The organism is Methylobacter sp. (assembly GCF_036845245.1).
In the GTDB taxonomy this organism is placed as follows: Bacteria; Pseudomonadota; Gammaproteobacteria; order Methylococcales; family Methylomonadaceae; genus Methylobacter_A.
This window is the reverse complement of the sequence record NZ_DAIUEH010000030.1, coordinates 55943-70505: the sequence shown is the minus strand read 5'-3', so window position 1 is coordinate 70505 and position 14563 is coordinate 55943. Positions and strand designations below refer to the sequence as shown.

At 45.5% G+C, this 14563-nt stretch carries 14 protein-coding genes; 5 read left to right on the top strand and 9 right to left on the bottom strand.

Going from position 1 to position 14563, the window contains the following annotated elements:
- Positions 1-42 precede the first annotated feature (42 nt).
- The 5 genes from V7051_RS14315 to V7051_RS14295 all read right to left on the bottom strand — a co-directional run bounded on the left by V7051_RS14315 (position 43) and on the right by V7051_RS14295 (position 4696).
- The gene (locus V7051_RS14315; RefSeq protein WP_333875900.1) at positions 43-438 is read right to left on the bottom strand and encodes an aminotransferase class V-fold PLP-dependent enzyme; all 396 of its coding nucleotides are present in this window, start codon (positions 436-438) and stop codon (positions 43-45) included.
- Positions 439-539: 101 nt separating this feature from the next.
- Entirely contained in the window at positions 540-875 is a 336-nt protein-coding gene (locus V7051_RS14310; RefSeq protein WP_333875898.1) for a nucleotidyltransferase domain-containing protein, read from the bottom strand.
- A 194-nt stretch (positions 876-1069) separates the two neighbouring features.
- Positions 1070-2095 carry an agmatine deiminase family protein gene (locus V7051_RS14305; protein ID WP_333875896.1) on the bottom strand — a complete coding sequence of 342 codons (1026 nt, stop codon included), beginning with the start codon at positions 2093-2095 and terminating at the stop codon, positions 1070-1072.
- Positions 2096-2127: 32 nt separating this feature from the next.
- The gene (gene recN / locus V7051_RS14300) at positions 2128-3807 is read right to left on the bottom strand and encodes a DNA repair protein RecN (RefSeq protein ID WP_333875894.1); all 1680 of its coding nucleotides are present in this window, start codon (positions 3805-3807) and stop codon (positions 2128-2130) included.
- Positions 3791-4696, bottom strand: coding sequence for an NAD(+) kinase (locus V7051_RS14295; protein WP_333875893.1), 906 nt, complete (start codon positions 4694-4696; stop codon positions 3791-3793). Before V7051_RS14295 ends, recN begins: the two co-directional genes overlap by 17 nt.
- Positions 4697-4936: 240 nt before the next feature.
- Here V7051_RS14295 and V7051_RS14290 point away from each other — a divergent pair, with 240 nt between their 5' ends.
- From V7051_RS14290 to V7051_RS14270, 5 genes are all read left to right on the top strand, one after another.
- On the top strand, positions 4937-5542 hold the full coding sequence (locus V7051_RS14290; protein WP_333875891.1) for an MBL fold metallo-hydrolase: 606 nt from the start codon (positions 4937-4939) through the stop codon (positions 5540-5542).
- 200 nt (positions 5543-5742) lie between these two features.
- A complete protein-coding gene (locus V7051_RS14285; protein ID WP_333875890.1) occupies positions 5743-6174 on the top strand; it encodes a secondary thiamine-phosphate synthase enzyme YjbQ in 432 nt (143 codons plus the stop codon).
- A 182-nt stretch (positions 6175-6356) separates the two neighbouring features.
- Positions 6357-7367, top strand: coding sequence for an NAD-dependent epimerase (locus V7051_RS14280; protein ID WP_333875889.1), 1011 nt, complete (start codon positions 6357-6359; stop codon positions 7365-7367).
- Between the two features lie 378 nt (positions 7368-7745).
- A complete protein-coding gene (locus V7051_RS14275; RefSeq protein ID WP_334181152.1) occupies positions 7746-9404 on the top strand; it encodes an ExeA family protein in 1659 nt (552 codons plus the stop codon).
- A 2-nt stretch (positions 9405-9406) separates the two neighbouring features.
- A complete protein-coding gene (locus V7051_RS14270; RefSeq protein ID WP_333875885.1) occupies positions 9407-10156 on the top strand; it encodes a general secretion pathway protein GspB in 750 nt (249 codons plus the stop codon).
- Between the two features lie 98 nt (positions 10157-10254).
- Here V7051_RS14270 and V7051_RS14265 read toward each other — a convergent pair whose 3' ends face one another.
- From V7051_RS14265 to V7051_RS14250, 4 genes are all read right to left on the bottom strand, one after another.
- Positions 10255-12495, bottom strand: a complete 2241-nt coding sequence (locus tag V7051_RS14265) for a fused MFS/spermidine synthase (protein ID WP_333875883.1) — start codon at positions 12493-12495, stop codon at positions 10255-10257.
- Positions 12496-12702: 207 nt separating this feature from the next.
- Positions 12703-13269, bottom strand: a complete 567-nt coding sequence (locus V7051_RS14260) for a c-type cytochrome (protein WP_333875882.1) — start codon at positions 13267-13269, stop codon at positions 12703-12705.
- 263 nt (positions 13270-13532) lie between these two features.
- A complete protein-coding gene (locus V7051_RS14255; RefSeq protein ID WP_305273024.1) occupies positions 13533-13910 on the bottom strand; it encodes a ClpXP protease specificity-enhancing factor in 378 nt (125 codons plus the stop codon).
- Between the two features lie 11 nt (positions 13911-13921).
- The gene (locus tag V7051_RS14250; protein ID WP_333875904.1) at positions 13922-14527 is read right to left on the bottom strand and encodes a glutathione S-transferase N-terminal domain-containing protein; all 606 of its coding nucleotides are present in this window, start codon (positions 14525-14527) and stop codon (positions 13922-13924) included.
- Positions 14528-14563: the final 36 nt, after the last annotated feature.

Here is a 14563-nt window from a genome sequence, read left to right as displayed (position 1 = left end):
GCAGAGGTCGCCACCTTTATTCAAGTTCGCCATACACCAGATTTATTTATACCTCAGATCGGGCCTTAGGAAGGTGATCTTAAAACCGGTGCTCTCAAGGTATTTACAGGTATCTAACACGGCTTTGTGTTCGCTAGCCGATGTAATGATGTGGTTGCCTCTTTTTTGATAGCTAAGGGCAATTCCTTTGATAGCAAGGTTGTTCGATTCGGTTGCACCTGATGTGAAAATCAGATCGTTCGGGTTGCAGTTCAACAAGGATGCGATTTCGGCTCGCGACCTCTCGATTAAGTCATTCGCCCGGTCGCCAAATTCATGCTGTAAGGAAGCGGGGTTGGCGAATATGCCATCCATTGTTAAACATTGCGCCATAGCTGCCGCAGCTTCGGGCACCATGGGAGTTGTTGCTGCATAGTCGAGATAAATTTGGTTTTTCAAAACAAGTTTTAATGGTTATAGACTTTATGTTAGGAAGCTAAAAAATTAGAAGCATTTATGAGTCTTCGCGCAACTGACGTATAGCAACACAAACAATACGCTTAATGGTCGGCATGAATACGCTGAACTGATTTTTGAGATTCATAACAAGCAACTCCAACCCGGTTGATATGGTCAACGAGGTTTGCATTGCTTATCTGATTGAAAATTGAAATATCAAAACTGTAGGGCAAGAGCAGATCATCAATATCATTACTTATCTTATTGATCATCGCCAAATCCAAGTTGTTACCCTTTAGTGTCAGATCAATATCCGAGCCGGTTTTATAAGTGCCTTTTGCGCGTGAGCCGTAAAGTATGATTTGTTCTACTTCAGGATAACGGGTAAAAACAGAATTAATCTGCTCGATGGTTTGTTCTTTTAGACCGTATTTCATGGTTTATGGCTACTCTTTTTCGACTAATGTGCTGAGCTTTTTCTGTAGCTTCACAAACGCTTGATAATAGTTGTTTATATTGTTAAACCGTTAAATCCATCTAATATCGTGGTTTTGCATATCGTAATAACGGATTCTTGAGCAGGACACGGCTTGAAACCGCGTTCTGCTCAAGGTTGCAATAGAGTCGAGTGTTAACCGACAGCCCTCAAGGTTCCCTCAGGAAACTGCATAGTCATGCAATGCAGGCTGCCGTATTGATGTACCAAGGGCTGACAAGGAACGCCAATAATCTTGCGATCGGGGAAGCAACCGGCCAAGCGTTCCAATGCAACCTCATCCATCGGGTCGCCGTAAACCGGCACCATGACGGCGTGATTGATGATTAAAAAGTTGGAATAATTGGCCGGGAGTTGTTGGCCGTCCTCATCATAAATAGGTTTCGGCAGCGGTAACGGTACCAAATGATAGACGTCTCCATCCTGAGTTCTAAGCGCCTGTAGTTGCGTTTCCATGAATTTCAGGCTGTTGTAATGCGGGTCTTCGGCATCGTTGCTGCTGGTGTAAGCAATGGTGTCGGCTGAGCAAAAGCGCGCCAGGGTATCGATATGGGCATCGGTGTCGTCACCGGTCAGGTTTTCCTGATCCAGCCAGAACACCCGTTTTGCACCCAAGTGCTGGAGCAATTGCTGTTCGATGTCCTGTTGGCTCAGGCCATTATTCCTGTTTGGATTTAACAGGCATTGTTTGGTGGTTAAGAGAGTGTCTATCCCGTCGCTTTCGACGCTGCCGCCTTCCAGAATGAAATCGACATCGGTGTGGCTGGCGCCTTTAAAGGGCTTGGCGTTTAACAGTTTGTGATTAAGTGCATTGTCGTTTTGGTGCGAGTATTTTTCGCCCCAACCATTGAAAAGAAAATTCATATGCATGATTGCGCCGTCTTTTTCGACGCTTAGAAAAACGGTATCCCTGACCCAGATGTCATTTACTGCGGCGTGGATGAAGTCGATGTTGTCGGACTTGCTTATTAAGGCCTGGACATGTTGCTGATGGCTGTCATCACGGCACACGATAAGCAGTTTTTGGTACTGGCTAATGGTATCGGCAATAACGCTATAAGATTGTTCTACAGTTTCAAGATTACGAAAGTCGCCGGTTTTATGCGGCCACGCGATTAAAACAGCGGATTGTTTTTCCCATTCTGCTGGAAATCTGTTCATAGGTTTAAGTTTCCTGTAATTATATTTCCCGGCTAGATACCGGAGGTAGATTGATACAACATTTCTTTGGCGTGTGCCAGCGTGTTGGCGGTGATATTGATCCCGCCCAGCATTCTGGCAATTTCTTCAACACGCTCTTCCGTTTCCAGTAAGCGGACATTGGAAGAAGTCATATCGGTTCGGTTGTTTTTTTCAACGTAGAGATGATGATGCGCTTGTGCAGCGACTTGTGGAAGGTGAGTGACGCACATGACTTGCCGGTTATGGCTTAAGCTGCGCAGTTTCTGCCCGACGATTTCGGCAATGCCTCCACCTATGCCTGAGTCTACCTCATCAAAAATCATGGTCGGGGTGGTTTTATCGCTGGACGTAGTGACTTGAATCGCCAGGCTGATGCGCGATAATTCGCCGCCGGAAGCCACTTTAGCCAGTGGTTTTGCTGGCAGGCCGGGATTGGCGCTGACCAGGAATTCGATTTTATCTTTGCCGTTCAGTTTGGGGATGGTGCTATCCAGCGCGCCTATATCGACCAGGAATTCGCCTTGCGGCATGCCCAGTTCCTTGATCATCGCTGAAATCTGTTGTTGCAGTTTTTTGCCGCAAAGTTTGCGTTGCGCTGACAATTGCGCGGCTAATTGGTGGTATTGGGCAAGCAATTGTTCGGCGCTTGCCGTTAACGCGTCAATGCGTTCGCTGCTGTGGGTCAGGCCGTCGAGTTCGCTCTCCAGTTTGCCGACCAACTCCGGCAGTTCATCCGGAGTAACGTGATGTTTGCGGCTAAGGCTCTGAATAATGCCGATCTGGTTTTCCAGGTCTTCCAGATATTGCGGATCGGCTTCTTGCGACTCAAGAAAGCGGCGTAACTGAAGCGATGCTTCTTCAACCTGAATCTGGGCTTCGGAGAGCATGCTGCATATTTCGTTTAATTCGGGCGCAAATTGGGCAATGTGGTTTAATTCGGTCAGGCAATGATTCAGCATTTGATTGGCCGATAGTTGGTCGTTCTCATAAAGCATATCAACCTGAGCTTGCCCGGTGCTTAAGATCTGGCCCAGATTGGCAAGTTTAGCGTGTTCCTCCGAAAGGTGGGCATAGTTGAAATTTGCCAGATCCAACTGCTGCAATTCTTCAAGCTGATAGCGCAGCAATTCTTCGCGCTCGGTTTGGTCGACGCTGGATTTAATCAGGTTTGCCAGCTCTTTACTGGTTTGATGCCATTCCCGGTAACAGGCGTTGACGCTGTCCAGCAAGGGGTGGTTTTTTGCATAGGCATCCAGTAGGCGGCGCTGCTCGTCAGCATTGAGTAGGGTTAAATGCGCATGTTGGCCGTGAATTTCGACTAGCTTTTCGCTGAGCTCCTGCAACGCCTGCAAGGTAACCGGCCGGTTGTTGATATAGGCTTTTGAGCGCCCATCATGATTGATAACGCGTCGGATCAGGCATTGCTGCTCGGCATCCAGCTCATTGTCTTTGAGCCATTGCTGCGCTAACGGCGCATCGGCTAAATCGAATTCCAGATTAATTTCGGCACGTTTGCAATCGGGACGCACATAGCCGGAATCGGCCCGGTCGCCCAACGCAAGTCCCAAGGCGGTTAATAAAATAGACTTACCGGCTCCGGTTTCGCCGGTCAGCACCGACATACCTTGTTCCAGGTCGAGGTCTAACGATTTAACGACGGCGAGGTCGATGATATTAAGGTTTAATAGCATGATTGTCTGTGTGGTAACCACTGCTCCAATTTAATTTATGCCTGAGTATATAAAAGAAATCATGGCCTTCCGGGTGCAAAATTCTAATAGGTTTAGGCTCTTTTTTAATTAAAATTTTGTCGCTGATTAACACCTTCGGAATTTCAATGTGATCGCAAGTCACCAAGGCATTGATTTGTTTAGTCTGGCAAAAGCTTATTTCAATTTCAACCGAATCGTTTATCACGATAGGCCGATTCGATAAAGTATGAGGATTAAGCGGAACCAATACCAGCGCGTTTAATGCAGGGTGCAAAATAGGCCCGCCCGCTGACAGTGAATAAGCGGTTGATCCGGTCGGTGTAGAGATAATCAGGCCGTCGGAGCGTTGCGAGTTTAAAAATACATTATCGATTTTGGTGATGATTTCTATCATGCTGGGCGTTACCCAGCGGTGGACAACCACTTCATTAACGGCAGTTTCTTCGTGGATAATTTGCCCGTCGCGGATGATTTTGGTGCGCAACAAATAGCGCTTTTCTTCAGTGTAATAACCTTGAAGAATGCGGAGCAGTTTATCGGACAGCTCGTTAGGCGATATGTCCACCAGAAAACCCAGCCGCCCCAGGTTGATGCCGATCAACGGAATATCGTATTCAACTATCGCGCGGGCGGCAGCAAGAAAAGTGCCGTCGCCGCCAACGGCGATAACCAGCTCGCAATGCTGACCCAGTGTGTCTATGGAGCAGGATTTAACAGACGGATGATTAATGAAATGAGCGCTGTCTTTAGCGACGATGACCGTATATTGATGTTGCTTTAAGAAAGCATGCAGGGCAGTTAAAGACGTGGCGATGCTGGGATCGCTGGGCTTGCCTATGATGCCGATAGTCTTAAAAGGAGTCTGCATTATTGGATAATAATCTGGAAATGAATTTGATTATACAAAAAAACCTAGGCAAGACTACGAGTATTACAACTTCAGCTGATATTTTAGCTGGCGCGCGGCTTAGCCTTGCCTTTTAGCTTGATATTTTTGAATAATAGACACAAGCTATAGAATGTCGGGTTGATGAAGGCGATTAATAAAGCAGCGATACATAAAGTATCGTGAGACAAGGTGCAAAATTATGAATTCAAGAGGTTGGCAATGAAACAATTACACAGAAAGGACTTGTTTGGCTGGTCGGAATTTAATCGGGAACGTAATCTGGATTTTCATAGTGTGCTTTGGGTACGTGACGGCGGTAACGTCTTAATCGATCCTTTGACTATGTCCGAACATGATCACAGCCACTTGCAAAGCTTGGGCGGGGTCGGTTTTATCGTTATTACCAATAGCGATCATTGCCGTGATGCCGAGCATATAGCCGAGATGACCGGTGCCGCTATTTATGGCCCGGCAGGCGAGGAAGAAACGTTTCCTCTGGAGTGCGCCCGCTGGCTTCATGATCACGAAGAAATTGTTCCCGGTTTGATTGCGTACCAGCTTAACGGCTCTAAAACGCCGGGAGAATTGGCGCTGCTTTTGGAGCACAGCACGTTAATAACCGGCGATTTAATCCGCTGTCATATCGGCGGTGAATTATGCATGTTACCGGACCAAAAGCTGGCTGATAAAAGCAAGGCAGTTCAATCGGTCAAACGCATTGCCGATTTGCCTGATATTAAAGCCGTTTTAACCGGGGACGGCTGGCCGTTGTTCAATCACGGCAGTGAAGCTTTACATCGTTTGGCAAGATCCTTGAATCATTAGTTTTAGTGAATAACGTAGAGTTACGCAATTTTATTCACCATGAAAATATGAAGGGCAGGGGGTATGTTTTTCTTTGCGTCTTCATGGAAACAAGAGAAGCGGGTGCAGGATATATTCTTTATCAGGCATCGTTATAAGTCTTTTTCCTCTACAATATGCCGTTTGACCCGGCATCTAAAGTCATAAAGCAGGTTTTGTTAATGTGGATACAAAAAGAATTTTCATTATCAGCAAGAAGCAGGGGATTTCATCTGATTACCGGTGAAATCCTAAAAGCTATTCCGGAATTGGCCACCATAGAATGCGGGCTACTACATCTCTTTATCAAACATACATCGGCATCGTTGACAGTTAATGAGAACGCCGATCCTACAGTGCGTATGGATATGGAAAGCCACTTTAATAGATTCGTGCCGGAAGGAGCGCCTTATTATAAGCATGGCTATGAGGGTGAAGACGACATGCCTGCCCATATAAAAAACACCTTGCTGGGCTCCAGTTGCACCATTCCTATTACCAAAGGCGCGCTTAATCTGGGTATTTGGCAAGGCATTTACCTGTGTGAGCACCGCAACCATGGAGGCAACAGGAGGATTGTAGCCACCATCCAAGGTCAGTCTCGAGCCGGGTAGCGTTCGAATTTAGTTGGTTGAGGAAGCGCCATTGATTGAATAAGTCGGACGCTCTATTCTCCGGGTATTTATGCGCCGCATGGATACTCGGTTAAAGTTTGCGACATCCATGACGGCTTGTCGGGATTCTCATGGAGCCAATAGGAACCAGGAAAAGATATTTAGGATTATTAGGAGGCATTTTGAAGATATTGGTAACAGGAGCCGCCGGGTTTATAGGTTCAGCCCTTAGCCAAAAGTTGCTGGAGCGAGGCGATGAGATTGTCGGCATAGACAATCTTAACGATTACTACGATGTTAACTTGAAGCTGGCAAGATTAGAACTGTTGCGAGGCTATGACCGATTTAAATTCATTAAACTTGAAATTGCAGATAAAGTTTCAGTAGAAGAGCTTTTCGCTCGTGAGAGCTTTCAGCGAGTTATGCATCTGGCGGCACAAGCCGGCGTAAGACATTCCATTACTAATCCTTATGCCTATATCGATTCGAATGTAGTCGGATTCATCAACATACTGGAAGGATGTAGGCAAGGCGCCGTCGAGCATTTAGCATACGCTTCATCCAGTTCGGTTTACGGCGCAAATACCAAAATGCCGTTTTCTGTTCATGACAATGTCGATCATCCGGTTTCCCTCTATGCGGCCACTAAAAAAGCCAATGAATTAATGGCTCATGCTTATAGCCATCTTTATAACCTGCCGACTACCGGCTTGCGCTTTTTTACCGTTTACGGTCCTTGGGGCAGGCCGGATATGTCCCTGTTTTTGTTTGTCCGCAATATCCTCGAAGGAAAGCCGATTGACGTGTTTAATTACGGCAACCATCGTCGCGATTTTACTTATATAGATGACGTCGTTGAAGGTGTGATCAGGGTTATCGACCAACCGGCTCAAGCCAATGCCGACTGGTCAAGTGAAAATCCCGATCCAGCAACCAGCTTTGCGCCTTACCGTTTATACAACATCGGCAACAATAATCCCGTGCATCTGTTAACGTTCATTGAAACGCTGGAAAAATGTTTAGGTAAACAGGCGATAAAGAACTTTTTGCCGATGCAGTCGGGCGATGTGCCGGACACTTATGCCGAGGTTGCGGGTTTAGTGCATGATTTGGGCTATAAGCCCACTACACTATTGGAAGACGGGGTTAGAAAGTTTGTTGAATGGTATAAGGATTTTTACCGGATAGCTTGATTAAGGCGTTTGGGCTAACAGGAAATAATTAATGAAACGCTTTGCCGCAGTGCCTGTGTTAATCGTTTTATTGATACCAACTCCGAGCTATGCAGTGGAAAAAGCCCGCGAATAACGATTGAATGAAGTGGCACAGAGTGGTTCCCATATAATGTCTTTTAATTTAGAACAAACTACGCATATTTTTCTGCAAATAAACAGGTATTTGTACATATAGAAGTTATTTGATTTATCTGCTCTACTTGACGTGGTTTACGATCTAGCCAACCGGCTTCGTTATAGTTTATTTAACCCGGTCAAGCTCACTTAACATTCAGGCTTTGTTTCTCGCTGTAGTTACAAAATTTATAATTATTTTGACTAAAGAATCTCATAATCTTGTATAACCAATACTTCCATTTCAGCGAATTACCGTTTTCCATCGCGACTGATCCGGACTTTGTTTATATGAGTCAGCGTCATCAGGAAGGTTTGGCTCATCTTCTTTACGGCATTAATTTCGGCGGCGGCTTTGTTGCTTTAACCGGCGAAGTGGGCACCGGCAAAACGACGCTTTGCCACTGCCTGTTGCAAAAAATACCGGAAAATATAGACATAGCTTTGATATTGAATCCAAAGCTTAATGCGGTCGAATTGTTGGCTACCATCTGCGATGAGCTAAGCATTATCTATGACAAGAATCAGCATTCGTTAAAAAACCTGATTGATCTTTTAAACCAGCACCTGCTCACCGGCCATGCCAACGGCAGACGTACGGTTTTACTAATCGATGAAGCGCAGAATTTAAGCATGGAAGTGCTGGAACAAATTCGTCTGTTAACCAATCTGGAAACCAACAAAACAAAATTATTACAAATTATTCTGGTCGGCCAGCCTGAATTGAAAGAATTGCTTAAGCGCCAGGATTTACGCCAGTTAAATCAGCGTATTACCGCCCGCTATCACTTGTTGCCGTTATCGCTCAATGAAACTCGAGCTTATATCCACCATCGGTTGATGGTTTGTAACGGTCGCCCGGAAATTTTTAAAGAAAACGCGATACGAAAAATTTATAAACTTTCTTCCGGCATACCCAGGATGATCAATATCCTCTGTGATCGCGCTTTGCTTGGAGCTTACGCAACCAATACTCATATTATTACTCCGGCGATCGTTAGCGTTGCGGCCAATGAAACACTGGCTTCGACTGATAAAAAATCGCCCCTGACCGCATTAATGATAAGCCTGCTGTTTATGGGTTGCATTGCCACAGGCGTTTATTTTCGAATGCTTTGGCCTAAAGCAAACAATGAAGCCACCACTAGTTTGGCAACGACTTACCCTGATATCACGATAAAGCCTGAGATTATCAGTCGAGCCCTGCAACCGATTGAAGAAGAGCCACTTCTGATTAAAAAAGTTAATCTCGTTCCTGTCGCTAAAACAAAAATGTTTGATGATTGGATCAACAACCCAGATTATTCATTAAATACTGCATTAATCAGCACGCTAAAACTCTGGAACAAGCCTATCCCCAAAAATAATCAGGTTGATTGTCATTACGTAGAAACAACAGGATTGCGCTGTGTATTTGGCAAAGCCAACTGGAAAGATATACTGGCAATTAATCATCCTGCTATTCTGGAGTTCTCATTGGCAAACGAACAAAAGTTCTATGCCTTGCTCACCGGATTCGGGCAAAACCAGTCCATGGTTCATTTTAAAGAGGATGTGGCCTTTCCGGTAGCCGATGTACTGAAGTACTGGAACGGCTATTATTTAATTGTGGAGCCGCCAATTCCGGATAACAAAATGATACATCCTCACCAGATATCGGATAGTGTATTATGGTTGCGGCATCTGTTAAATAGCATTGACAACAAGGCTGATGCAGTAGATCAACCGCGTTTTTATGATGATAAGTTAGTGGCTCGCGTTATAGACTTTCAGCATCAGCACCAATTACCGGAAGACGGTAAGGTGGGCGACAAGACTATGCCGCATCTTAAAAATATAGCGCGAACACTTGATCCTCCTCACTTAGAAATAACCGATTAATTATGTCTTTTATTCTAAATGCCTTACGTAAATCAGAACAGGAAAGACAAGCTCTTCAATCTGAGGCCGCAACTGACAGAATCCTTCTTGCTCCGCCGCCACAAAGCCCTAGCAAGGCAACGAAATTATTAGTCTTTCTTCTTATCGCTAATGTGTTAGTTATTGCCGTTATCGTCTGGCTTGTACGAAATAACTCAACGTCGAAGCCCACCATAACAGAACAAACGGCTTTAAGCCCGCTATCGGCAAAAGAAGAAACAAAAGCAAATGCTAAATCTGTCCAGCCGAAAAGACCGGCACAAAAAGCGGAATTCGAAGAGATTTCTATCGCGGAATTGATTGAGAGAGAGAAGCCGGCTTCGTTACCGGTTAAACCGGTTATTACCAGAAAAACAGTCGCTGACGCCATTAAGCAACCTGATATTGCCGGCAATTCCAAGCTACCGATACAGACCGCTCCGGAAACAGCTCCCGCTGCCAAAGTTGAACCGGCTGCACCCGAATTAATACCAGTGAGAAAAGATATCTCTTTTTTAAGCGATTTACCTGTTGAGTTCCGCCAGACGGTACCGAAGTTTACTATTAATGTATTTGTCTATTCAGAGGATCCCGAACAGCGCTTTGTCATGATTGATATGGTCAAATATAAGCAGGGGCAGCAAATAAAAGATGAAATGTTACTCAAAGAAATTCTTCCAGACAGTTTTGTCGTTGATTACCAAAACCGCATATTTAAAATTGAGCGGCCGTAAAACTTATCAGAAGCCCTTTAACACCTAACAAATTTTGTTTAAAGATGATGAGCGATAAATTCTCGATCGTATCGGCTACTTTCATTATAGAAACCTTCTTATTTCCAAATACTGACAATATTAGTAAAGTCATCCGTCCAAGGCTCCATATCAAAATATAGGGGCATTTTCTGCCAGTTGCCGAGACGGCTTAGGCGTAATGGTTCCAGTGTTTCGGCGTGCTTTGCCATGACTACCCAGTCGGTTGCAACAACCAGCGGAATTTCCTGTTGCGGTTTGAACTCCTGAATTAACGAAGCCAGGTGCAAGGCTTCCGCATTAATCGATAATACTTTTTTCAGCGACAAATGACGGTTGGTCATATGAAAGGCGAGTATGCCGTTCGGTTTGAGCTTTTTAAAATAAAGCTCGAGTGCTTCTTTGGTCAACAGATGAGTCGGTACCGAATCGGAACTGAACGCATCCATGACTAATAAATCAAAGTGTTGGTCAGGCTCTTTTTCCAGCGATAAGCGGGCGTCGCCGACGCGCATGACGGCGTTGCGGGCGCATTGGCTCAGGTAGCTGAAATAGGCGGGGTTGCTTGCAATATCGACAACCAGCGGGTCGATTTCATACAGCGTCCAGTTTTGTTGATCCTTGGCATAACAGGCTAATGCGCCGGCCCCTAATCCGACGACGCCGATATTCCAGGCTTGATCGTTATTGTCGTATTCCTTAAACAACTGTCCCATCGGTCCTGGACGGCTGTAATAGGTCAACGGTATTTGGCTTAAGTTTGCCGCCAGACGCTGGGCGCCGTGTTTGGTCGTGCCATGGAACAGTTCATGATAGTGTTCGGGCTTGCCTTGTTCATCAGTTAACACGGCATCGCGCACCGCAAGTACGCCAAAAAAAGTGCGTTCCTGATACAGCGTATGCGATGACAGGCCATGCAGGCCGAGCGCAAGGAATATAATGGCGCCGGTCATTAATGCGAAGCCGACAGGGCGCGCCCTGAGCAAGTAGGTCAGCAAGGTTAAGCCTATCAGGCTGATAACTATGACATCGAAATACTGGAGCAAATCATCGACAGCGGCATGAAGAATTAAACCGACAATAACCAGCAGGGCAGGGGCTATTATCTGCAACACTAATCCGGTGTTTAATGACAGTTTCAGGCCGGGTCGCAGCAGCAGAGCCGCGATAATCATGATCGGGTATTCATAAACGGCGTTGAATACAAACGGCGCAACAAAGGTGTTGAACATGCCGCCCAACATACCCGCAAACGACATGATCAGGTAGAAGGTGGTTAAATGCCGGGTATGCGGTCTTAGTTTAGCCAGTTCGCCGTGGCAAACCATCACTCCAAAGAAAAATGCAATCAGGTGCAAAATCAGGTAGGCCCAGTAAGGCAAATCGGCCGGGTTAATGAACGCGTAAGCGATAAACGGCAACAGAAATATCGGTTGCAGTTTTACCATTAGCGGATGAATTTTATCGTTCCATTTGGAAAAAACGATAACGAAAGACAATAAATACAGCGTTAACGGGATAATCCACAGCAGCGGCACCGAGGCGATATCGGTGCTGATGAAGTTGGTCAGGCCCAGCAGCAGGCTCGACGGCACAAAGGCCAGAGCCAGCCAGTGTAATTTGGTGGCAAGACTGAGATTATTGTTGTCGGTAATATCATCTATGTTTTTTCGCGGCTCGGTCGCTTGCCGGTTTTTCCATAGTGCAAAAGCGCAACCTGCAATCAACAGGCAAAGCAGCAGATAGCCGACGCTCCAGTAACTTTTCTGGTTAGCCAGTCCGATATTGGGCTCAAGCAGGAAGGGGTAGCTCAGCAGCGCAATCAAGCTGCCGGTATTGCTGGCCGCATAGAGATAATAAGGATCATGGCTGGTATGGTGGCCGACATCGGCAAACCATTTTTGAATCAGCGGGGCGGTGGTGGACACTACGAAAAAAGGCAGGCCGATAGCAAGAAATAATGTCCAAAATAGCCAAAATGTGGGGTTGCTGTCTGTAGGGGGAACAGTATTTTCAGGTAAGGCTAGAGGCAGCGCCAGAAAACTGATCAGTATGACCGCAGTATGGATCTGAATTTGGCGGTGATGACTGTAGTGCGTGGAAAGATAATGCGCATACAAATAACCCAGAAACAAAATACTCTGGTAAAACACCATGCACGTGTTCCAGACTGCAGGCGAACCGCCCAGTAAAGGTAATAGAATCTTCCCAAACAGCGGTTGCAGCACAAACATCAGCGACGCACTGGTAAACAAGGTTGCGGCAAATAAGAAGATCAGAGATAAATTACGGTCGGTTGCAGCTTCTGAATGGTGGCTCATTATTTTTATAGGTAGCCCTTAGGGCTTTTAATTTTTAATGCGCTAATGATAAAGCATTTGCCGACGTATTGGGCAGTTGAAAAATAAAAAAGGCGGGGGGGCGTCAAGTTAAAGCATAACACCACGAAAATACGAAAGGCCGAAGTTTTTAGTTTCTATCATCTTCGTGCCCTTCGTGGTGAATATGGGGCTTGTATGTTTAATTTGTTACAACGACCCAAAATAGGCCGCTAACGCTTTAAAGTCAGCCTCGGACAAGCTGGCGATAATGGCTTGCATTGGACCGCTTTTACGTGAACCTGTCTTGAAGGCTTTTAACTGTTGCTCCAGATATTCGGGATGCTGTCCGGCAAGTCTTGGAAACTGACCGTTACCTCCGCCAGTGGAACCGTGGCATCCCTGGCACATAGCGGCTTTGGATTCGCCTGATTTTGCCGATGCCGGATCGCCGCCAGACTTAACGGGTTGCTGGCTGGAGAAGTAAACGGCAAGGTTGGCGATATCTTCATTATTCAGGTTGGCTGCCATCGATTGCATCATAGGATTAATGCGATCTCCAGCTTTGAACGCTTTAAGCTGATTGGCTAGGTAGGTCGATTGTTGTGCCGCCAGGTTGGGCCATTGCGCGTTGCTGCTGTTGCCTTTGGGGCCATGACAACTGACGCAGGTCGCTGCTTTTTGCTCTCCTGCCGCCGTATCTGCTGCAGAAACCGGCAAGGTAAAAAAAACAGTCAGTAAAAAAGATGCGGTAATGGATTGTTGCAGTGAGTTCATGGGCCACCTCTTGGGATAAGGGTTAGGATTATCTGTTTGACGGGCTATCGAAAGAGCGTGTCTTTTCAGATAGATTTTTCACTATACAACTAAAAAGATTAACTGATAACAAAAAAAGTTAAAGTTAAAGTTAAAGAAGAGGTATCGAAGATAACAAGCTTTTTTGTAAATCAGAAACAAGTTTATGATATTTGTGCTCTATAAAAAACGCTGGATAAGACGAGTGCTATGTTCAGAAAGTCTGGACATAGCAAAAATCACCGCTATTTTACGATGCGTAAATTTGGTTTTGCGGCTGGTTTTTTGACAGGTGGTGGTTCGTCGCCATCACCATCTTCCTGATCGAAGATCATGCCTTTGCCGTTTTCTTTAGCATAGATTGCCAGCACAGCAGTTATGGGGGTGCTAATGTGCATTGGTTTTCCGCTAAAGCGGGCATTAAATTCAATTTCCTCGTTACCGAGAGAAAGCCCCTGTATTGCTTCCGGCCTTATATTTAAGACGATTTTTCCGTCTTCAATAAATTCTTTCGGCAAAACCGCACTGGTATCTTCGGCATCTACAAGAAGATGCGGTGTCAGGTTGTTATCAATAATCCATTCGTAAATTGAACGGATTAAATAGGGCTTTAGAGAAGTCATTTTGTTAGGGTCTACTTTAAAGGCTCGATCATTTCTTTTTCAGCTTCACTCAGGCTACGCTTGAATGCGGCTCTGTTGAATATGCGCTGGGCATAATTAGTAATCACTTCATTTGGAGTTGCCACGTCAATCCCTATGCTGGGTAAACGCCATAATAAGGGAGCTATAACGCAATCGATCAGTGAAAACTCGTCACTCATAAAATAGGGTCTGGCAGCAAAAATAGGTGCAGCAGATAATATGCTTTCTCTGAGCATTTTTTTAGCGCGGGCAGATTTTTTCTCTCCGGAAAATAAAATCTCGTCCAGTAACTGATACCAGTCCTGGTCGATGCGCTTGATTAGCATTCTTGCATTTGCCCGTGAAACCGGGTCCATTTGGTGTAAAGGAGGATGCGGAAAGCGTTCGTCCAGATATTCCATGATGATACGGGAGTCATAAAGAACCAGGTCTCGTTCAATCAATGTAGGTGACGTTCCGTTAGGATTTAGCTCAAGTAAATCTTCAGGCGGCTCTGTCGGGTCATAATATTCTATGTCTGCGACAACTCCTTTCTCGTGCAAAACAAAACGGGCGCAGTGACTCATCGCGCATGTTGGTGATGAGAACAGCGTCATTACAGATTTACGAGTAATATTTGTCACGAATAACAA

Bases quoted from the DNA above. Each gene is read 5' to 3' on its own strand.
- V7051_RS14265 (WP_333875883.1), bottom strand. From the start codon at position 12,495: ATGAGCCACCATTCAGAAGCTGCAACCGACCGTAATTTATCTCTGATC.
- V7051_RS14305 (WP_333875896.1), bottom strand. From the start codon at position 2,095: ATGAACAGATTTCCAGCAGAATGGGAAAAACAATCCGCTGTTTTAATC.
- V7051_RS14250 (WP_333875904.1), bottom strand. From the start codon at position 14,527: ATGACGCTGTTCTCATCACCAACATGCGCGATGAGTCACTGCGCCCGT.
- recN (WP_333875894.1), bottom strand. From the start codon at position 3,807: ATGCTATTAAACCTTAATATCATCGACCTCGCCGTCGTTAAATCGTTA.
- V7051_RS14310 (WP_333875898.1), bottom strand. From the start codon at position 875: ATGAAATACGGTCTAAAAGAACAAACCATCGAGCAGATTAATTCTGTT.
- V7051_RS14255 (WP_305273024.1), bottom strand. From the start codon at position 13,910: ATGACTTCTCTAAAGCCCTATTTAATCCGTTCAATTTACGAATGGATT.
- V7051_RS14295 (WP_333875893.1), bottom strand. From the start codon at position 4,696: ATGCAGACTCCTTTTAAGACTATCGGCATCATAGGCAAGCCCAGCGAT.
- V7051_RS14270 (WP_333875885.1), top strand. From the start codon at position 9,407: ATGTCTTTTATTCTAAATGCCTTACGTAAATCAGAACAGGAAAGACAA.
- V7051_RS14260 (WP_333875882.1), bottom strand. From the start codon at position 13,269: ATGAACTCACTGCAACAATCCATTACCGCATCTTTTTTACTGACTGTT.
- V7051_RS14285 (WP_333875890.1), top strand. From the start codon at position 5,743: ATGTGGATACAAAAAGAATTTTCATTATCAGCAAGAAGCAGGGGATTT.
- V7051_RS14290 (WP_333875891.1), top strand. From the start codon at position 4,937: ATGAAACAATTACACAGAAAGGACTTGTTTGGCTGGTCGGAATTTAAT.